Origin of the sequence: Piscinibacter gummiphilus (assembly GCF_002116905.1) — a bacterium.
In the GTDB taxonomy this organism is placed as follows: Bacteria; Pseudomonadota; Gammaproteobacteria; order Burkholderiales; family Burkholderiaceae_C; genus Rhizobacter; species Rhizobacter gummiphilus.
In genome coordinates, this window is the sequence record NZ_CP015118.1 from 5,062,931 (window position 1) to 5,083,205 (window position 20,275).

Here is a 20,275-nt window from a genome sequence, read left to right on the forward strand (position 1 = left end):
AGTCGTCGTCGCGGCTCAGGAGCCGCTGAAGGTCGAGCGGCCGCGTTGCTGCGAACGCAGCGCCGTGCGGGTTTCCTCACGCACCTGCTCGCGGGTCAGGGTCGACTCGACCTTCGGGGCGCGGGCGTATTCGGCGCGGGTGCTGTAGTCCTCGATCGAACCGTCGGCGATCGCGGCGGCCACCTCGGCCTTGACCTGGGCGCGGGTCAGGCTGGAACCGGCGATGTCCTGCACGAACAGGCGGTCGTCGCGGTCGCTGCGCAGCAGTTCGCCGGAGGCGCGGGCACGGGCCACGTCGGCCTTCACCTCGGCGCGGGTCAGCGTCGACTGCACGGTGGGCAGGCTGTAGTCACGGAGGGGGTCGAACTCGCCGCCGGCGAAGGCGGAGGAACCGGCAACGGCGAGGAGGGCGGCGGCGAACAGGGTCTTGCGGGTCATGATGATCTTCCTTGGTGTCAGAGGTTGCGCTTTGCACTGGGCAATGGCGGCGGGATTGCCGTCTTGTCCACCTCGGTGAGTCGTCGTGTTGAATCGCTCATCGATGGGGTGAACTTTAGGGATTACCCTGGACCGGAAAAAGCATGCGGCGGCCAATAGGTTGTTCCATGGCTCGCAACAATGAGCAGCCAAAAGAAAGGCCGCCCGAGGGCGGCCTGCTGCGGAACCGGATCCCGTTCAGTCGTTTGCGAAGCTGTACGGCCCGCCCCGCTCCAGCGCCCGTTTGTACGCCGGCCGCGCATGGATGCGCGCGAGCCACGCCAGCGCCTTCGGCCGCCGTTCGTCGAGGCCCGCGCGCTGCCGCGAGGCTTCGAGCGGGAAGCTCATCTGGATGTCGGCCGCGGTGAACTCGGGGCCCGCGAACCATTCGCTCTTCTGCAGTTCGCCTTCGATGAAGTCGAGCTGGCGAGACAGGTTCGGGTCCACCAGCGTGCCGAGCACCTTGTCGGCGATGCCGCGGGCAATGGGCTTGATGAAGAACGGCATCTTCGTGTGCTTGATGCGTTCGAAGATGAGCTTCAGCAGCAGCGGCGGCATCGCCGAACCTTCGGCGAAGTGCATCCAGTAGCGATGGCGCAAGGCCTCGGGCGTTCCCGCGGCCGGGGCCAGGCGGCCCTGCGCATACCGCTCCATCAGGTAGTCGATGATCGCGCCCGACTCCGCCACCGTGACGTCGCCGTCGGTGATCACCGGCGACTTGCCGAGCGGGTGCACCTGGCGCAACTCGGGCGGGGCCAGCATGGTCTTCGGATCGCGCTGGTAGTGCTTGATCTCGTACGGCACGCCGAGCTCTTCGAGCAGCCACAACACACGCTGCGAACGGGAATTGTTGAGGTGGTGGACGGTGATCATCGCGGGCGGATGGTTGGAGAGGAAGGTCGGGCATTGTGACTCAAGGCCCCTCCCCCCGCATGGCGGCCTTGTCCGACACGACAGTCAGGCGGGACCGACACCACGTCGCCCCCTCGCCCGACAGGGCGCGCACCCGCCGCTCCCTACAGTCATCTCACTTGCCGCGCCTCACGGTGCGGAAGGAAAACACGCTGTCCATCACGCCATTCACACTGAGGTGACACCATGAACAAGACCTTCAAGCTCCTGCTCGCCTGCGTTCCCGCCCTCTTCATCGCAGCCTGCGGCGGCGACGACGACATCGACGACAAGCTGGACATCGCCGACCCGCAAGTGCGCCTCGTGCACGCGGTGCCCGCCGGCCCCAACGTCTCGCTCTTCCGCGACAACGTGGCCCAGTCCGCCGCGGTGACGAACGTGCCGTACGCCGGCGCGTCGAACTACTTCGACGTGGACACGAGCTCGGCCACGTGGTCCGTGCGCACCACGGTGGGCAACGTGGACATCGGCTCGTCGCTGTTCGAGGCCACGCGCGGCAACCGCTACACGCTGATGGCCGTGCCGGGCGCCGGCGCCACCACCGAAGTGCTGAACATCCGTGACCCGTACAACAAGAACCTGACGTCGGACAAGGGCCGCGTGCGCGTGGTGAACGCGGCGTTCAACCAGATCAACATCGATGCCTACATCTTCGAGCCCACCGTCGACACCGGCGCCTCCACGGTGACGCCGAACTTCCCGGCGGTCGCCTACCGTGCGGCCTACCCCGCCACCGGCAACGACTCGGTCGAGTTCGAAGCCGGCAACAAGGCCTACAGCCTGACGCTGACCGCCGCCGGCACGAAGACCCCGGTGTTCCGCGCGCCGATCACGATGGCCAACGACGCCGACCTGCTCGTCGTGGTGCTGCCGGACCGCGTGCTGCTGGTGACGAACGCGGCCACCCCCGCCACGGAACTGACGAACACGCTCTGATCGATCATCTGCTCGATGACCCTCGTTGGGCCCGCTTCGGCGGGCCCTTTTTTGCCCGTCAGATGGACATCTTCTGGCGCACGCCGTCCGCCTCCATGTCGGCGCCCCGCCCCCGCTGGATCACCTCGCCCCGCTCCATCACGAGGTACTGGTCCGCGAGTTCCGCCGCGAAGTCGTAGAACTGCTCCACGAGCACGATGGCCATCGTGCCGCGGTCGGCCAGCATGCGGATCACGCGGCCGATGTCCTTGATGATGCTGGGCTGGATGCCCTCGGTGGGTTCGTCGAGGATCAGCAGCTTCGGCCCCGCTGCAAGCGCACGCGCGATCGCGAGCTGTTGCTGCTGGCCGCCCGACAGGTCGCCGCCGCGCCGGTGCAGCATCTGCTTGAGCACCGGGAACAGTTCGAACAGCTCCGCGGGAATGGGTGTGCTGGCCGGCTTGTAGGCCAGGCCCATGCGCAGGTTCTCCTCCACCGTCAGGCGCCCGAAGATCTCGCGGCCCTGCGGCACGTAGCCCACGCCCTTGCGCACGCGCGTGTACGGCGTGTCGTTCGTGATGGGCGCGCCGTCGAGCTGGATGGTGCCCGTCTTGACCGGCACCACGCCCATCAGGCTCTTGAGCAGCGTCGTCTTGCCGACGCCGTTGCGCCCGAGCACGACCGTGACCTCGCCGAGCTTCGCCTCGAAACCGACGTTGCGCAGGATGTGCGAGCCGCCGTAGTACTGGTTGATGCCTTCGACCTTGAGCATGTTCCTGTTCCCTGTTCAGCGGCCGAGGTAGACCTCGACGACCTTCTCGTTGGCCTGCACGTCCGCGAGCGTGCCCTCGGCGAGCACGCTGCCCTCGTGCAGCACGGTGACCTTCTTGCCGTTCTTGCCGCCCTGGGTGAGTTCGCCGATGAACTTCATGTCGTGTTCGACGACCACGAGCGAGTGGTTGCCCTCGAGCGACAGGAACAGCTCGGCGGTGCGTTCGGTCTCCTCGTCCGTCATGCCGGCCACCGGTTCGTCGAGCAGCAGCAGCTTCGGGTCCTGCATGAGCAGCATGCCGATCTCGAGCCACTGCTTCTGGCCGTGGGACAGCAGCCCCGCCACACGCTGCGCGCTCGGGCGCAGGTGGATCAGCGTGAGGATCTCGCCGATGCGGTCGAGCTGCTCGCCCGTCAGGCGGAAGAACATCGACGAGCGCACGCCGCGGTCGGCCTTCAGCGCGAGTTCCAGGTTCTCGAACACGGTGAGGTGCTCGAACACCGTGGGCTTCTGGAACTTGCGGCCGATGCCGATGGAGGCGATCTCGTTCTCGCGCAGGCGCAGCAGGTCGATGGTGGAGCCGAAGAAGGCCTTGCCCACGTCGGGCCGGGTCTTGCCGGTGATGACGTCCATCATCGTCGTCTTGCCGGCGCCGTTCGGGCCGATGATGCAGCGCATCTCGCCGGCGCTGATGTTCAGGTTCAGCGCGTTCAGGGCCTTGAAGCCGTCGAAGCTCACGGTGATGTCGTCGAGGTACAGGATCGCCCCGTGCGTCACGTCCACTTCGCCGGGCGTCACCACGCGGCCGTAACTCGCGCCGCCGCTGCCCTGGCGGGCGGCCACGAGTTCCTCGTGGTGTTTCAGCGCCTCGACACCGGCTTCCATCAGGTCGGGGGTCATGCCTTCGTCTCCTCGGTCTTGGCGTTGCGGGTGAACTTGCGGGCCAGGCCCACGATGCCGTTGGGCAGGAACAGGGTGACGGCGATGAAGAGGCCGCCGAGGAAGTAGAGCCAGAACTCGGGGAAGGCCTGGGTGAACCAGCTCTTCGCGCCGTTCACGAAGAAGGCGCCCACGATCGGGCCCACCAGCGTGCCGCGCCCGCCCACCGCGGCCCAGATCGCGATCTCGATGCTGGCCGACGGCGCCATCTCGCCCGGGTTGATGATGCCCACCTGCGGCACGTACAGGGCGCCCGCGATGCCGCACATCACGGCCGAAATCACCCAGATCGACAGCTTGTAGCGCAGCGGGTCGTAGCCCGTGAACATCACGCGGCTCTCGGCGTCGCGGATGGCCTGCAGCACACGGCCGTACTTGCTGCCCACGAGCCACTTGGCCAGCAGGAAGAAGCCGATCAGCGTGAGGCCGGTCAGCACGAACAGGGTCATGCGCATCGACGGCGTGGCGATGGGCGTGTCGAGGATGCGCTTGAAGTCGGTGAAGCCGTTGTTGCCGCCGAAGCCCGTCTCGTTGCGGAAGAACAGCAGCATCGCGGCGTACGTCATCGCCTGCGTGATGATCGAGAAGTACACGCCCTTGATGCGCGAGCGGAACGCGAAGTAGCCGAACACGAAGGCGAGCAGGCCGGGCACCAGCACCACCAGCAGCAGCGTGGCGACGAAGCTGTCGCTCACGGCCCAGTGCCACGGCAGCTCCTTCCAGTCGAGGAACACCATGAAGTCGGGCAGGTCGCTCTGGTAGTTGCCGTCGCGGCCGATCTGCCGCATCAGGTACATGCCCATCGCGTAGCCGCCCAGCGCGAAGAACACGCCGTGGCCCAGCGACAGGATGCCGGTGTAGCCCCAGATCAGGTCCATCGCCAGCGCGCAGATCGCGTAGCACATGATCTTGCCCACGAGTTGCACCGCGTAGTCGCTCAGGTGGAACGGGTTGCCTTCGGGCACCGCCAGGTTGAACAGGGGCACCAGCACCAGCACGGCGGCCAGGGCGATGAACACGCCAGTCCAGGCCTTCGGCGACAGCAGCCGGGTCTTCGGGCCGAACGACGGCGACTCGGGGGGGGTGAGAACGGCGCTCATGTCTTTCAGGTTCGAAGTCGTGTTCATGCTTCGGCGCTCCGGCCCTTCATCGCGAAGATGCCTTGCGGGCGCTTCTGGATGAAGATGACGATGAAGACGAGCACCATGATCTTGGCGAGCACCGCGCCCTGCCAGCCCTCGAGCAGCTTGTTCAGCACACCCAGGCCCAGCGCCGCGTACACGGTGCCGGCGAGTTGGCCCACGCCACCCAGCACCACCACCATGAAGGAGTCGACGATGTAGCCCTGGCCCAGGTCGGGGCCCACGTTGCCCACCTGGGACAGCGCGCAGCCCGCGAGGCCGGCGATGCCGGAGCCGAGCGCGAAGGCGTAGGTATCGATGCGCGCGGTGTCCACGCCCACGCAGGCGGCCATCTTGCGGTTCTGCGTCACGCCGCGCACGAAGAGGCCCAGGCGCGTGCGGGCGATCAGCAGCGAGACGCCGGCCAGCACGATGGCCGCGAAGATCACGATGGCGATGCGGTTGTACGGCAGCGTCAGGTTGCTCATCACCTGCACCCCGCCCGACAGCCAGGCGGGGTTCTCGACCGGCACGTTCTGCGCGCCGAAGATCGAACGCACCGCCTGCATCAGCACGAGGCTGATGCCCCAGGTGGCCAGCAGCGTCTCGAGCGGGCGGCCGTACAGCCAGCGGATCACGCTGCGTTCCAGCACCGCGCCCACGAGGGCCGCGGTGAAGAAGGACACGGGGATCGCGATCAGCACGTAGTAGTCGAACGCACCCGGCAGGTAGGTGCGGAACACGTTCTGCACGATGAAGGTGGCGTACGCGCCGATCATCATCAGCTCGCCGTGGGCCATGTTGATCACGCCCATCAGGCCGTACGTGATGGCGAGGCCCAGTGCCACGAGCAGCAGGATGCTGCCGAGGCTCACGCCGGTGAACAGCACGCCCAGGCGTTCACCCCAGGCGAGGCGGCTGTCGATGGCCTTCAAGGCGATGCCGAGCTGGCTGCGCACGGCCGCGTCGTCCTCGCCGCCTTCGGCGGCGGGCTTCAGGCGTTCGGTGATCAGCGACTTGGTGGCCGGGGTCAGGCTCGTCGCGAGGGTCTTCGCGGCCTCCAGGCGGCGGGCCACGTCGGGCGAGGCCACCTGGATCGCGGCGCGGATCTGTTCGAGCTGGGCCTTCAGCCCCTCGTCGGTCTCGGACGCGAGCGCCTTCTCGATCAGCGGCAGGCGCGATTCGTCGGCGTCGTCCTTCAGGGCCTGGGCCGCGGCGCGGCGTTCGCCCAGGTCCTTGGAAAAGAGTTTCAGTGCGGCCAGCGCACCTTCGAGCTCGCGGCGCATCTGGTTGCTGTTGATGACGTCTTCCGCGTCTTCGGGGAGCGTCGCGGCGGCGCCGGTGGCGGCGTCCGTGGCCTCCTCGCCCTTCATCACGAACACCTTGTCGCCCGTGACCTTGACGCTGTCGTCGAGCATCGCCTGCACGAAGGCGGCCAGGCCCTCGTCGCCGCGTTCGAGCGACTTCGCGAGGGCTTCGATGCGTTCGTCGTTTTCACCGGCGGCGAGGCCGCGGGCCTGGTCGGCCGTGAGCGCGTGGCTCGACAGCGAGGCGAACGCCAGCGCGAGCGCGGCGCAGGTCTGGAGGAAGAAGCGGGGCAGCATGCCGTGAATCCTTGGAGTTCCAACAACAACCGGGGTGACGCGATGCACCCCGGTGTGTCTAGCATCGAGAAGGTCCCCGGAGGGACCCGGGGATCACTTCTTCTCGGGCTCGTCCTTCTTCTTGTCGTTGCCTTCGATGAACGGGCTCCACGGCTTGGCCTTGACCGGCGCCGGGGTCTTCCAGACCACGTTGAACTGGCCGTCGGCCTTCACTTCGCCGATGAACACCGGCTTGTGCAGGTGGTGGTTCTTCTCGTCCATCTTCGCCACGAAACCGCTCGGGGCCTTGAAGGTCTGGCCGGCCATCGCGGCGATGACCTTGTCGGTGTCGGTGCTCTTGGCCTTCTCGACGGCCTGGGCCCACATGTGGATGCCGATGTAGGTGGCTTCCATCGGGTCGTTGGTCAGCGGCTTGTCGGCGCCCGGCAGCTTCTTGGCCTTGGCGTAGGCGGCCCATTGCTTCTTGAACGCGTCGTTCGTCGGATTCTTCAGGCTCATGAAGTAATTCCAGGCGGCCAGGTGGCCCACCAGCGGCTTGGTGTCGACGCCGCGGAGCTCTTCCTCACCCACCGAGAACGCGACGACGGGCACGTCGGTCGCCTTCAGGCCCTGGTTGCCCAGTTCCTTGTAGAACGGCACGTTCGAGTCGCCGTTGATCGTCGAGATCACGGCCGTCTTGCCACCGGCGGCGAACTTCTTCACGTCGGCGACGATGGTCTGGTAGTCGCTGTGGCCGAACGGGGTGTACTTCTCGTCGATGTCCTTGTCGGCGACACCCTTGCTCTTCAGGAAGGCGCGCAGGATCTTGTTGGTGGTGCGCGGGTAGACGTAGTCGGTGCCCAGCAGCACGAAGCGCTTGGCGCCGCCACCGGCCTTGCTCATCAGGTATTCCACGGCGGGGATGGCCTGCTGGTTCGGGGCCGCACCCGTGTAGAACACGTTCTTGCTCAGTTCCTCACCCTCGTACTGCACGGGGTAGAACAGCAGGCCGTTGAGTTCCTCGACGACCGGCAGCACCGACTTGCGCGACACGCTGGTCCAGCAGCCGAACATCACGGCGACCTTGTCCTGCGAGATCAGCTGCTTGGCCTTCTCGGCGAACAGGGGCCAGTTGGAGGCCGGGTCCACCACCACCGGCTCGAGCTTCTTGCCGAGCACGCCACCCTTGGCGTTGATCTCGTCGATCGCCATCAGCGCGGTGTCCTTCAGGACGGTCTCGGAGATGGCCATCGTGCCCGACAGCGAGTGCAGCACACCCACCTTGATGGTGTCGGCGGCCTGGGCGAACACCGGCAGGCCGAGGGCGGCGACGCCCAGTGCCACGGCCGACAGGGATTGCGCGAAATTGCGGCGGCTTGCTTTCATGAACGAACGCTCCTTGGTTGAGTCTTGGTGCCCCGGGGGACGACAGAACCAAGGTTACGGACGGGCCCTCGAACGGGCCATACGACAGACGGCGTAGGCGGTGGCGTAGACCGTGGCGTCAGCGGGCGGACGGGGGGCCGAAGACCCGCCGCGCCACCTCCCGCGCCGCGAACACCCCGGCCCGGGCCGCCGCCTCGCGGGCGCCCACGTACCGCCCGAGCGCGTCGTTCAGCGTCTCGAAGGCGGGAGACCGGGGCAGCAGTCCGGCGAGGGTCGAGGCGTCCATCAGGGCCTCGGCGGCGCCCTGCCCCGTGGTGGGCAAGCTCGCGTGGGCGGCGTCGCCCACCAGCACCAGCCGCCCGAGGTGCCAGGGGCCGCCCGGTTCCAGGTCGAAGAGGTCGTGGCGGTGCACGGCGTCCTCCGGGGTCGCGGCCAGCACGTCGCGGACGAGGCCGTCCCGGCCCGGCAGCAACGACTGCACGGTCTCGCGCCAGGGGCGGGTGGCCGGCACGAGGTCCGCGCGGGCCGTGGCCGCCCAGTACACACCGCCGCCACCGCACGGCACGACGCCGAGGCGGGCGCCCGGCCCCCACAGGTCCACCGCCACCTGCCCCAGCCTGTCGCCGAGGGACGGTGCGGAAGCGACCCACGTGACGAGGCCCTGGTCCACGCGCGCGATGCCCCGCACCCGGGCCCCGACGACCGAGTTCATGCGGCCATCGGCGCCCACGACGAGGTCGGCCTCGACCCGCCGGCCGTCGCCGAGGGCCAGCACCGCCGGAGCGTCGACCCCGCCCTCGGCGAGCACCGAGACCGCCGGCAGGTCGAAGGCCAGGGTCACGCCCCGCTGACGCGCGGCAGCCGTCATCGCATCCACCAGGTGGACACGGCGCACCGCCAGCGCCGCGAAGGCGTTGCCGCCGCCGCGGAAGTCGAAGGTGTCGATCGCGGCACCGTCCAGCTGCCGGCGAACCAGCCCGTGCAGCACCTCGGCCCGCGGCGCCACCGAGTCGAGCAGGCCCAGCCCGTCGAGCACGCGGCAGGCGCGGTCCCAGAGGATCACGCCCGCACCTTCGGACCGGCCCTCGGGCCGCCGCTCGGCCAGGTCCACCGCATGGCCGCGGTCGGCCATCGCGATGGCGCAGGCCAGACCGGCGATGCCGGCGCCGACCACGGCGATCTTCATGCGGGGCGCCCCGGGCGGGCGGGAATCATCGAGGTCATGGGGAAGCCTTGCTCGTTCCGGATGGGCCGCGAGCTTACCTGCCCGGAGCGGTCAGGCCCCGAACTCGCCCACGAGCAATTCCCGCAGCCGGTGGGCCAGCGGCGAGACGTGGGCATGCCGCCTTGTCAGCAGCCCGATGCGCCGCCGCAGCGCCGGCAGCGCGATGGGCAGCGGGCGCAGACCGACGCCCGCCATGGCCTCCATCGACCACTGGCTGCCGAGGGTCAGCATCGGGGTGCCGGTCACGAGGCGCAGGGTGTTGATGCCGGTGGCGGCCGCCTCCACGCGCACGTTCAGCGTCGGCAGCCCGGCCTGCTGCACCACCCGCTCCAGCTCCCGGCGCATGCGGGTGTCGGGGGGCGGCAGCAGCCAGGGCTGGTCCACCAGGTCGGCGAGTTGCAGCGAGCGACGCTGCTGTAACGGGTGGCCCACGTCGGCGACCACGTGCAGCACGTCGTCGTACAGCGGCGTCGCCTCCAGCTCGGGAGGCAGCGGCTGCGGGGTCGGCACGACGACGGCGTCCAGTTCACCGTCCAGCAGCATCTGCACGAGGTAGTGCATCAGGCGTTCGGTCAGGTGGATGCGGGCGGCCGGCCGCTCGACCAGCAAGCGCCGCACCACACCCATCAGCCGTTCGGTGTCGAGCGTGGGCGTGAGCCCCACCCGCAGGATGCCCAGCTCGCCGGTCTTCATCTGGTGCATCTCGGAGAGGGCGTCGTCGTACTCCATGCGGATGCGTTCGGCCCGGCGCAGGAAGGCCTCGCCGGCCGGCGTGAGCACAACGCCCTTCGGATGGCGCTCGAACAGCGGCATGCCGGCCAGCGCCTCCAGCCGCGCGATGGCGCGGGTGAGCGCGGGCTGGGTGAGGCCCAGCGCCTCGGCGGCGCGGCCCACGTGCTGGTGGGCCGCCACCGTGGCGAGGTACTCGATGTCGTTCAGGTTCACGGGCTGATCTTGATTACTTCAAGTCATCAGGATGAACCTTTTCGTGCATTGCGTGAATGGTGGTCGACCCTGAGACTGCGGACCTTCCATCCCCATTCCAACGACAGGAGACACTCCGTGGACATCTGCAGGCACATCCGCCTCGGCGCGCGTTACTGGCCCCAACAGGAGGCGGTGGTCTGCGGCACGAGCGTCCTGACCTTCGCCCAGCTCGACGACCACAGCAACCGCCTGGCCAACGCGCTGCTCGCGCTCGGGCTTGTCAAGGGCGACCGCGTGGCGGTCCAGTCGCGCAACGCCACCGGCCTCGTCGTGCTGGAAGTGGCCCTGCTGCGCGCCGGGCTCGTGAAGGCGGCGCTGAACGCCCGGTTCACCGCCTCCGAGGCCCGCGACGTGGTGACCAACGCGCAGCCGGCCGCCTTCGTCGCCGGCCGCGGCTTCACCCACCACGGCCCGGACACCCCGGGCTTCGAGGGCGTGCGCCACTTCATCAGCCTGGATGGCCCGGCCGAAGGCCGGCTCGACATGAACGCGCTGATCGCGGCCGCGTCGCCCGCGCCGGTGGCGATCGAGGCCGATGCGGACGACCTCGCGGTGCTGCACTTCTCGTCCGGCTCCACCGGTGCCATCAAGGCGGCGATGCAGACCTACGGGAACCGCATGGCCTGCATCCGCAAGGTGCTGTTCCGCAACGAGTCGGCGCCGCGCCCCGGCGACCGCATCGCGCTGCTGGGCCCCGTGACCCACGCGAGCGGCATGCTGATGCAGCCGTTCCTCTACGCCGGCGCCACGCTGCACCTGTTCGAGAAGTTTGACCCGGCCGAATTCCTGGCCGCCGTCGCGAAGTACCGCGTCACCCACACCTTCATGGTGCCGGCGATGATCAACGCGCTGCTGCAGGAGCCGAGCCTCGAGGCGAGCGACCTGTCGACGCTGCGGCAGCTGACCTACGGCGCAGCGCCGATGGCGCCCGCGCGCGTCGAGGAGGCCTGGCGGCGCATCGGCCCCATCCTGGCCCAGGGCTACGGCCTGAGCGAATCCACGTCGGCCGTGGCCTCGCTCTCGACCCGCGATCACGCCGAGGCGCTGCGCAACGCGCCCGAACGCCTCGCCTCCTGCGGCCGCCCGTACGGCGAGACCGAGGTGAAGGTGGTGGACGAACACGGCCACGAGGTGACCGGCGAGGCCATCGGCGAGATCGTCGTGCGCGGCCCGGACATCTTCAAGGGCTACTGGGGTGAACCGGGCCTCACCGCCGAGGCGGTGGTGGACGGCTGGCTGCGCACCGGCGACCTCGCGCGCACCGATGCCCAGGGCTTCATCTACATCGTCGACCGCAAGAAGGACATGATCGTCTCGGGCGGCTTCAACGTGTACCCGAACGAGGTCGAGGCGGTGCTGTACCGCCACCCCGCGGTGTACGAGGCCTGCGTGATCGGCGTGCCCGACGACCGCTGGGGCGAGGCCGTGCGCGCGGTGGTCGTGCCGCGCGCGGGGGCCGCCGTCAGCGAGGCCGACATCGTCGCCCACTGCCGCACCCACCTCGCCGACTACAAGGCCCCGCGCGCGGTCGACTTCGCCCCCGCCCTCCCCAAGAACCCCAACGGCAAGCTCGCCCGCAAGGACGTGCGAACGCCCTACTGGGCCGGCCAGCAACGCCAGGTCAACTGATCCGAAGGACCCCGCCATGAACCACCTCACCGGCCCCGCCTACGCCGACCTGCGCGAGCGTGCGCTGCGCTACATCCGCGAGGAACTGCTGCCCCTCGAGAGGGAACTGGGCCTCGGCCCCGAGGACCCGGCCCCGCGCAACGTGCTGCGCGGCATCTGGCAGCGCTCCCACGCCCTGGGCCTGCTGACCGGCGCGATGCCGAAGGCGCTGGGCGGCCCCGGCCTCACCACGGTGGAGCTGTGCCTGCTGAAGGCCGAGATCGCCGAAACCGGCGCCCTCTTCGCGATGCACGTGCTGGGCGAGCTGAGCGGCCCGCCGCGCATCGGCAGCCTGATGCAGTTCGCCACGCCCGACCACCTCGAGCGCTTCTTCCAGCCGGTGATGACGGGGAAGAAGGGCATCTGCTTCGCGATGACCGAACCGCACTCCGGCTCGGACGCCGCCAGCCTCAAGACGAGCGCCGTGCGCGACGGCGACGACCTCGTCCTCAACGGCCACAAGCACTTCATCACCGGCAGCCCGTTCGCGGACATCGCGATCGTGCTGTGCGTGACCGACCCCGCCGCCGGCCCGAAGGGCATCTCCGCGGTGTTCGTCGAACTCGACGCGCCGGGCGTGCGGGTGGACGACACCTACGTGCCGATGTCGGGCCAGCACATCGATGCCGACATCCTGTTCGAGAACGTGCGCGTGCCGGCCACCAACATCATCGGCGGCCCGGGCAACGGCCTGCGCCTCGGCATGGCCCGCATCAACCTGAACCGCCTGCTGCACACCGCGACGATGATCGGCGCGGCGCGCAAGGTCTTCAAGATGTCGATCGCGTACGCGCAGACGCGCCAGCAGTTCGGCGGCCCCATCGCCCGCTTCCAGGCCATCCAGCACATGCTGGCCGACATGGCCGCCTCGCTGTTCGCGTGCGAGGGGATGATGCTGCACGCCGCCGCGAAGGCCGACGCCGGCGAGGAGTTGCGCATGGAGGCGTCCGCGTGCAAGCTCTTCATCTCGGAGCGCTGCTTCGAGGTGGCCGACAAGGCGGTGCAGATCCACGGCAACCTGGGCGTCACGCACAACCACCCGGTGGAGCTGACCTTCCGCCAGCTGCGCATGATGCGCATCCTGACGGGCACGAGCGAGATCCAGCGCAACACGATCGCGCGCGAGATCCTGCAGGCCTGACCCGGCGCCGGAGCACCCCATGAGCACGTCCTACCAGCCCGCCCGCGCCTGGACCATCGCCAGCCTCCTCGCGCTGATGATGACCACCAACTTCCTCGACAAGGTCGTGATCGGCCTCGTCGCGGTGCCGATGATGCAGGAGCTCGACCTCACGCCCACCGAGTTCGGCCTGCTGGGCGGCAGCTTCTACTGGCTCTTCGCCCTCGGGGCGGTGGTGGGCGGCTTCATCTCCAACCGAGTGCCGGCGCGCCGCGTGCTGCTGGTGATGGCGCTCGCGTGGGCGCTGATCCAGCTGCCGCTCGCGCTCTCGGGCTCGTTCCTGGCCTTCGTGGTGTGCCGCGCGCTGCTGGGCCTGATGGAAGGTCCCGCGTCGCCGGTCGCCACCCACGCGCTCTACAAGTGGTTCCCGAACGACCGGCGCAGCCTGCCGGTCGCGCTGCTGCACCAGGGCAGCTCCGCCGGGCTGCTGATCGCCGGGCTCGTGATCCCGGTGGTCACCGCGCACTGGGGCTGGCGCGCCAACTTCTACCTGCTGACGGCACTGGGCGCGCTGTGGTGCCTCGCGTGGTTCGCGTTCGGCGCCGAGGGGCAGGTGGAGACGCCGGCCACCACGCAGGCCGAGCCGCGCGTGCCGTACGCGCGGCTGCTGACGGACCCCACCGTGCTGGGCAATTTCGCCGCGCACTTCGTCGCGCACTGGGTGCTGGCGGCCTCGCTGACGTGGCTGAACCGCTACTTCCAGACCGGCCTCGGTTTCGAACCGATCCAGGCCGGCCGGATGTTCGCGCTGTTCATCCTCGTCACGGCGCCGGTGAGCCTGGGCCTCGCCTGGTTCTCGCAGGTGCTGATGGCGCGCGGCATGGCGTCGCGGCATGCGCGGGGTGCGTTCGTCGGCCTCGCGCTGATCGCGTCGGGCCTGCTGAATTGCGCGCTGCAGTGGATCCCGATGTCGAACCTCGAGAAGTTCTTCACCCTCGCGGTGGCCGGCGGCCTGATGCTGACGATGAACTCGATCGGCCCCGCCATCCTCGGGGAGATCGTGCCGCGCGCCCAGCGGGGAGGCATCCTGGCCATCGGCAACGCGGTCGCGTCCCTGGGCGGCCTGGCCGCGCCGGTGGTCATGGGCTGGCTGATCCAGCGGTCCGGCGGGGTCGCGGCCCACGGCTACGAGCAGGGCTTTTTCGTCGGCGGGTTGCTGCTCGTGGCGGGGGGCCTGATCGGGATCGCGACGATGAACCCGCAGCGCTCCAGCGCGCGGCTGGCCCCCGCCGCGCTGGAACGCGCGCCGGCATGACGCGCGAGTTGCTGGCCGCCGCGCTGTGTGGCGCGGTCGTGGCGGCCTACCTGCTCCACCTGGTGTTCGGTCCCGGCTCCGCGGCCCACCGGCACCACCGCCACACCCGCCTGCTGTGGGTGCGCGGCGTGATGGCCGAACGCAGCCAGGCGGTGATGGCGGTGCAGAGCCTGCGCAACTACGTGATGGCCGCGAGCTTCAAGGCCTCGTCGGCGCTGCTGCTGGCGATCGGCACGGTGACGCTGTCGGCCCAGGCAGAAGGCCTCGCGCGGGCGTGGCACCCGGCCGGCGGCGTGCCCTGGGGACCGAAGGTCCTGCTCCTGCTCGGCGCGCTCGCCCTCGCCTTCGTCGCGTTCGCCCTCACCGTGCGCCACCTGAACCACGTGCTGTTCGGGGTCGGGCTGAACGCCGTCGACGCCACCGGGCCACGCACCGCGGAGAACGTCTCCGCCCAGTTGAACCGCGCCGGCATCTGCTACACCCTCGGCATGCGCGCGCTGCTGCTGGCCGTGCCGGTGGCCGCGTGGCTCGCCGGACCGGTCCCGCTCGTGGTCGCCACCGCCCTCGCGGTGGGCCTGTGCCTCTCCCTGGACCGCCTGCCCGCGCCGCATTGACCCCATGTCTTCAGGAAACGCCCCCATGGCCCGACTGCCCCTCGCCGCCGCCCTCGCCCTCGTCCTCGCTGGCTGTGCCAACACCCCCGCCGCCCCGATGGCGGCCGGCGGCGTGACCGCCACCACCGCCGCGCGCCAGGCGGCCGCGGCGTCCGCCCTCGACCTCGCCGCCCCCCGATCCTTCGAGGCCGCCCGCCGCGGCCTGGTCGCGAAGCCGACGGGCCAGGTGCGCGACGAGACCGGCCGCGTGGTGTGGGACTACGACGGCTTCGCCTTCGTGCAGGGCGAAGCGCCCGCCACCGTCAACCCGAGCCTGTGGCGCCAGGCGAAGCTCAACAACGAGGCGGGCCTGTTCAAGGTGACCGAGGGCGTGTGGCAGCTGCGCGGCTTCGACCTCGCGAACGTCACGCTGATCCAGGGCCGCACCGGCTGGATCGTCGTCGACCCGCTCACCACCCGCGAGACGGCCGCGGCCGCGCTCGCGTTCGCGCGCCAGCACCTGGGCGACCGCCCGGTCAGCGCCGTCGTCTACACCCACAGCCACGTGGACCACTTCGGCGGTGTGCTGGGCGTGCTGACCGCCGAGGACGCTGCGGCCCGCAAGGTGCCGGTGGTGGCCCCGGTCGGTTTCATGGACGAGGCCACGAGCGAGAACCTGCTGGTCGGCACCGCGATGTCGCGCCGCGCCGGCTACATGTACGGCGCCCTGCTGCCGCGGCGCGCCGACGGCGCGGTGGACACGGGCCTCGGCAAGGCCGTGGCCGCCGGTCGCGTGGGCATCCTGCCACCCACCGTGGTGGTGGACCAGCCGCACCAGGCGATGACCCTCGACGGCGTGAAGTTCGTGTTCCACAACGCGCCCGGCACGGAAGCCCCGGCCGAGATGACCTTCACGCTGCCGGACCTGCGTGCGTTCGGTGCGGCGGAACTCGTGTCGCAGACCCTGCACAACCTCTACACCCTGCGCGGCGCCAAGGTGCGCGACTCGCTCGCGTGGGCGAAGTACATCGACGAGGCGCTCGGCTACGCCGGCGACAGCGACGTGATGTTCCTGCAGCACGGCTGGCCCGTGTGGGGTCACGACGACGTGATCGCCTTCCTGAAGACCCAGCGCGACACGTACCGCTACCTGCACGACCAGACCGTGCGGATGATCAACGCGGGCCTGACCGGCCCCGAGATCGCCGAGGCGATGGTGCTGCCGAAGTCGCTGGAGACGGTGTGGAGCTCGCGCGGCTACTACGGCACCGTGCGGCACAACACCCGCGCCATCTACCAGCACTACATGGGCTGGTTCGACGCCAACCCGGCCAACCTCGACCCGCTGCCGCCGGTGGATGCGGCGAAGAAGTACGTGGCGCTCGCGGGCGGCGCCGACGCCGCGGTGGCCGCCGCGCAGAAGGCCTTCGACGCGGGCGACTACCGCTGGGCGGCCGAGTTGCTGAAGCACGTGGTGCTGACCGATGCGACGAACACCGGCGCCCGGGAGCTGCAGGCCAAGGCCTTCGAGCAGCTGGGCTACGTGGCCGAGTCGGCTCCATGGCGCAACTTCTACCTGAGCGGAGCGAAGGAACTGCGCGAAGGCCCGCCGCCGCCCGCCCTCGCCCGCGGTGTGCCGGTCGACCTGCTGCGCCAGATCCCGATCGACACGTTCCTCGATGCCATGTCAGCCCGACTGAACGGACCGCGCGCCGATGGGGTGGACCTGCGCGTCGACCTGCGCTTCTCCGACCTCGGCCAGACGCATGGGCTGTGGATCGAGAACGCCGTGCTGCACCACCGGCCCAAGCCGGTCGAGGGGCGTGCGGATGCGACGCTCACGCTGACCCACGACCTGTTCCTGCGGCTGGCGACGGGGCGCGCGACGGCCGGTGAACTGGTGGCGTCGAAAGATGCGCGCATCGACGGCAACCCCTTGGCACTCGCGAAGCTGTTCGGGCTGCTGGACAAGACGCCGGGGAACTTCCCGATCGTGACGCGCTGACAGCGACAGGGTCACCCCGGCGGACGCCGGGATGATGGTGTTGGTGTGGGGGCGGCTATGCTTCGCCCCCATGCGACCGACCCCGCCCCAGGACCTCCCGCACCCGCAAGCCAACGAGGCCACGGCCTTGTTCTTCGAACGGGTCGCCGCCCAACTCGCACCGCTCGGTGCCGACCGCGCGACCGCCCTGCTGGCCCACCTCGCCACCGGCGAGCCGGCGGACGTCCCGGTGGACCCGGCGCTCTTCGAGGCCCTGAGGCTGGAGGGCTTCGACCGGCGCCACGACCCCACGCTGTACCAGCACGCCGACCAGCTGCCGGTGGCCGTGCTCCTGCGGTGGGCGAAGCTGCTCGCGGCCGCGCTGGCACCCCACGCGTCGTCGTTCCACATGGTGTTCCCGGACGGTCGCCATTGGCCCGAAGCGCTGCTGACGTACTCGGCTGGCGGCACCGTCCTCGGCCACATCGGGTCCGCGACAGCGGACAAGGTGCCGGCCGCCACCTTCGAAGCCTTGCTCGCCGCCGACGACCTGGCGCCTTCGGCCCTGCTCGTGGCCGCCCTGACGCCACCGGTCGGAGAAGACGACGACCTCGATTTCGCCCGCTTCCGCCAGCGCCTGGTGAAACACATGCCGGGATACGCGGACCACCTGGACCGGCACCTCGAGACGGTGCGCCCCTCGCTGTCCCCGGCCGACGAGGACGTTCGCCTGCACGTGCTGCGGCTGCTGGACACGGCCCACGACACGACCCTCTCGCGGGTCGCGACCGAGATCGCGCAGATGGCCGTCGCGAAACAACGCCGCGTGCGCAGCAAGGCGGAGGACCTGGTCCGCCGCAGCCTCGACACTGCGGTGCCTGCACTGCGGGTGCTCGCTGCCAGCGGCAAGTCCACCGGGCGGGGCCTCGCCTTGCGCCTGCTGGGATCGATCGCCCAGGAGCACGGATGGGCCGACCTGTGGACGTTCACGTGGCAGACGGCGCACGCGCAACCGAGCCAGGCTGCCGAGGACCTCCGCGCGGAGTGGCGGGCTGCGGGTTTCGGTGAAGTGATCGCACCCGCGCCCCTACCGGTCGAACCCGCGACGGTGCCCTTTCGTTCGGACGCTCCCACCGACGAGGCCCTCGCCCGCTTCTGGTCGCTCGTGCAACGGGACATCGAGGCCCACAACGACGATGCGCGTGAATCCCAGGAGGAGTTCGAGGAGGACGGCCATGACGTCGCGCTGAATCTCCTGGCCCAGCCGGACAGGCGGACGATGGATGCGCTGCACCACTGCCTTCGCAACCGCGACTGGCGGACGGGCCCGCAGGCCGGCATCGACCGCTTCACCGCCTGGAACCTCGTCGGCCCGCAGATCGCCGCGCTGGCCGAGGCCGGCGACCTGTCGCCGGGCGCCGCGCTGCGCATGCTGTGGTTCTTCGACGTGCTCGCGGACGACGACAGCCTGCTGCGGCCCGTCTGGGACGTGTTCACCGCGCTGCGGCGCGGCACGGGTGAACCCACGCTGCGCGGCCTGCGGTCGATCGTCGAATCCGCCAGAGTCCCGGGAGAATCGCTCAATTCCTGGCCTTGGTACGCTGCCAGCACCGAGGCGGATTGGCCGGGCGAAGTGGTCTGGCCCTACCTTCGGGCCCACATGCACGAGGTGATCCGCGACATGGACGCGCGGGCCGGGGAGCGGGGTGTGCTGTACCGGGCGATCGCCTCGATGCCGGCACCACCCGAGCCGTTGCTGGCGGCCCTGTTCGAGGTGGCGCTCGGCAGCGGGAAGGCCCGGGCGAAGGAGGCGCAGGACGCATTGGCCGGGCATCCGGACCTGGCGCGACGGCTCGAGGCGGCGCGCACGGACACCCGCGCGGCCGTGCGCAAGAACGCGGAGGCCTGGGCGGCACGGCTCGGGTGAGCCGCAGTGGGTCCCGGCGTTCTCCCATTGCTGTCCGGGGAAAGTTTGAGTGCTGAGCGGTAAGTTGTTGCGAGGGTTGGTGATTTGGGATAAATCCCAGAGCGCCAACTCGATCAACAAACCCCCGCAACATGCAAAGCATAAGCCGGTTCCACCAGTTCCTGAAGCTGCTCCCACGCGGGGCGTTCGACAAGGCAGTCGAGAGATACAACGCTGATCGGTACTGCAAGAGCTTCGACAGCTGGGGGCACTTGGTGGCGATGGTCTATGCCCAGGTGTCCAAGTCGAGTTCGCTGCGGGACATCGCGACCGGCTTCAACGCTCAGAGCAACCACCACTACCACTTGGGCGCGGGACGCCTGACGCACTCGACGCTGGGCGACGCCAACAAGCGCCGTGACTGGCGAGTGTTCGGCGACACGGCTCGAGCGTTGATGAACATGCTCAAGCCGAAGGTGCGCAGGGAGTACAGCGACCTGCTATTCCTGATCGACTCGACGACGGTGAGCCTGAAGGGACGCGGCTTCGACGAGTGGGCGGCTCCGACGAAGGTGCGCTCCACGCAGGGCCTGAAGCTGCACATGGTGTACGAGCACGGGAGTGCAACGCCCTGGTGGCAGAGCATGACGGCCACCAACGTCAACGATCTGACGGCGGCGCTGCCCGTACCGATCGAGCGGGACGCCACCTACGTCTTCGACAAGGGGTACTACGACTTCAATTGGTGGCACGACATCGACGCTGAGGGCGCGCGGTTCGTGACCCGGTTCAAGATGAACGTGAAGTTGGAAGTGGTGGCGGAGCGGGAGATCGTAGAGGCAGACGAGGGCGTCATCCTCAAGGATCAAGTTGTTCGATTGACCAACCGCAGGCCCGGCGGTGGCCGATACAACCGCTACGTCGAACCGCTGCGTCGGATCGAAGTGCACCGGCCCGGCGACACGCCGCTGGTGTTCGCCAGCAACGATCTGAACGCACCCGCCGCAGAGATCGCAGCGCTCTACAAGGAGCGCTGGGCGGTGGAACTGTTCTTCAAGTGGATCAAGCAGAACCTGAACATCAAGAAGTTCTGCGCGCGAACAGAGAATGCTGTTCGGATCCAGGTGATGACGGCACTGATCACCTACCTGCTCCTGGTGCTGGAGCAGGCAGGAAAGCAGGGCGAGAGCAGCTTGCGAACGCGGTTGAACGAGTTGACAGCAACACTGTTCGAGCGAGTCGGGCGGCGCGAGAAAACCACCGAGAGCCGACGACGACGAACCGAGCTACGAGCCTTCAAGGCGGGCCAGATGGATCTGGCCTTCGCTTGATACAAGTTCCCCGGACAGCAATGGGCGTTCTCCGGGATGAC

The 20,275-nt window shown here is 69.3% G+C and carries 17 protein-coding genes; 8 read left to right on the forward strand and 9 right to left on the reverse strand.

Translation table 11 applies throughout. The features are described from left to right. Window positions 1-15: 15 nt before the first annotated feature. Window positions 16-438 (reverse strand): DUF4148 domain-containing protein, encoded by a 423-nt coding sequence (locus A4W93_RS23130; protein WP_085752853.1) that lies wholly within the window; start codon window positions 436-438, stop codon window positions 16-18. 237 nt (window positions 439-675) lie between these two features. Then, window positions 676-1,350 carry a glutathione S-transferase family protein gene (locus tag A4W93_RS23135; RefSeq protein WP_085752854.1) on the reverse strand — a complete coding sequence of 225 codons (675 nt, stop codon included), beginning with the start codon at window positions 1,348-1,350 and terminating at the stop codon, window positions 676-678. 225 nt (window positions 1,351-1,575) lie between these two features. On the opposite strand from A4W93_RS23135, the gene A4W93_RS23140 reads away from it, so the two are divergent. Next, entirely contained in the window at window positions 1,576-2,325 is a 750-nt protein-coding gene (locus A4W93_RS23140; protein WP_085752855.1) for a DUF4397 domain-containing protein, read from the forward strand. 58 nt (window positions 2,326-2,383) lie between these two features. Here A4W93_RS23140 and urtE read toward each other — a convergent pair whose 3' ends face one another. From urtE to A4W93_RS23175, 7 genes are all read right to left on the reverse strand, one after another. Then, on the reverse strand, window positions 2,384-3,076 hold the full coding sequence (gene urtE / locus A4W93_RS23145; protein ID WP_085752856.1) for an urea ABC transporter ATP-binding subunit UrtE: 693 nt from the start codon (window positions 3,074-3,076) through the stop codon (window positions 2,384-2,386). Between the two features lie 15 nt (window positions 3,077-3,091). Then, a complete protein-coding gene (gene urtD / locus A4W93_RS23150; RefSeq protein ID WP_085752857.1) occupies window positions 3,092-3,976 on the reverse strand; it encodes an urea ABC transporter ATP-binding protein UrtD in 885 nt (294 codons plus the stop codon). After that, window positions 3,973-5,115 (reverse strand): urea ABC transporter permease subunit UrtC, encoded by a 1,143-nt coding sequence (gene urtC / locus A4W93_RS23155; RefSeq protein WP_085754293.1) that lies wholly within the window; start codon window positions 5,113-5,115, stop codon window positions 3,973-3,975. The genes urtD and urtC overlap by 4 nt, the downstream gene beginning before the upstream one ends. Before the next feature lie 23 nt (window positions 5,116-5,138). Further along, window positions 5,139-6,740: an urea ABC transporter permease subunit UrtB gene (gene urtB / locus A4W93_RS23160; protein ID WP_085752858.1), complete on the reverse strand. Its 1,602-nt coding sequence runs from the start codon at window positions 6,738-6,740 to the stop codon at window positions 5,139-5,141. Window positions 6,741-6,833: 93 nt separating this feature from the next. Beyond that, window positions 6,834-8,105, reverse strand: a complete 1,272-nt coding sequence (gene urtA, locus A4W93_RS23165) for an urea ABC transporter substrate-binding protein (protein ID WP_085752859.1) — start codon at window positions 8,103-8,105, stop codon at window positions 6,834-6,836. A gap of 118 nt (window positions 8,106-8,223) precedes the next feature. Beyond that, window positions 8,224-9,291 (reverse strand): FAD-dependent oxidoreductase, encoded by a 1,068-nt coding sequence (locus tag A4W93_RS23170; protein WP_085752860.1) that lies wholly within the window; start codon window positions 9,289-9,291, stop codon window positions 8,224-8,226. A 90-nt stretch (window positions 9,292-9,381) separates the two neighbouring features. Then, window positions 9,382-10,275, reverse strand: a complete 894-nt coding sequence (locus A4W93_RS23175; protein ID WP_085752861.1) for a LysR family transcriptional regulator — start codon at window positions 10,273-10,275, stop codon at window positions 9,382-9,384. A gap of 117 nt (window positions 10,276-10,392) precedes the next feature. On the opposite strand from A4W93_RS23175, the gene A4W93_RS23180 reads away from it, so the two are divergent. From A4W93_RS23180 to A4W93_RS23210, 7 genes are all read left to right on the forward strand, one after another. Then, window positions 10,393-11,946, forward strand: a complete 1,554-nt coding sequence (locus A4W93_RS23180) for an AMP-binding protein (protein ID WP_085752862.1) — start codon at window positions 10,393-10,395, stop codon at window positions 11,944-11,946. Between the two features lie 16 nt (window positions 11,947-11,962). Continuing rightward, window positions 11,963-13,126, forward strand: coding sequence for an acyl-CoA dehydrogenase family protein (locus A4W93_RS23185; RefSeq protein ID WP_085752863.1), 1,164 nt, complete (start codon window positions 11,963-11,965; stop codon window positions 13,124-13,126). Between the two features lie 19 nt (window positions 13,127-13,145). Continuing rightward, the gene (locus tag A4W93_RS23190; RefSeq protein WP_085752864.1) at window positions 13,146-14,420 is read left to right on the forward strand and encodes an MFS transporter; all 1,275 of its coding nucleotides are present in this window, start codon (window positions 13,146-13,148) and stop codon (window positions 14,418-14,420) included. Beyond that, complete coding sequence (locus tag A4W93_RS23195; protein WP_085752865.1) at window positions 14,417-15,034, forward strand: DUF599 domain-containing protein; 618 nt, start codon at window positions 14,417-14,419, stop codon at window positions 15,032-15,034. Before A4W93_RS23190 ends, A4W93_RS23195 begins: the two co-directional genes overlap by 4 nt. A 25-nt stretch (window positions 15,035-15,059) precedes the next feature. Further along, a complete protein-coding gene (locus A4W93_RS23200) occupies window positions 15,060-17,018 on the forward strand; it encodes an alkyl/aryl-sulfatase (protein WP_085752866.1) in 1,959 nt (652 codons plus the stop codon). 70 nt (window positions 17,019-17,088) lie between these two features. Beyond that, a complete protein-coding gene (locus tag A4W93_RS23205) occupies window positions 17,089-18,924 on the forward strand; it encodes a hypothetical protein (protein WP_099959968.1) in 1,836 nt (611 codons plus the stop codon). A gap of 131 nt (window positions 18,925-19,055) precedes the next feature. Beyond that, complete coding sequence (locus A4W93_RS23210; protein WP_085752868.1) at window positions 19,056-20,234, forward strand: IS4 family transposase; 1,179 nt, start codon at window positions 19,056-19,058, stop codon at window positions 20,232-20,234. Window positions 20,235-20,275 lie beyond the last annotated feature (41 nt).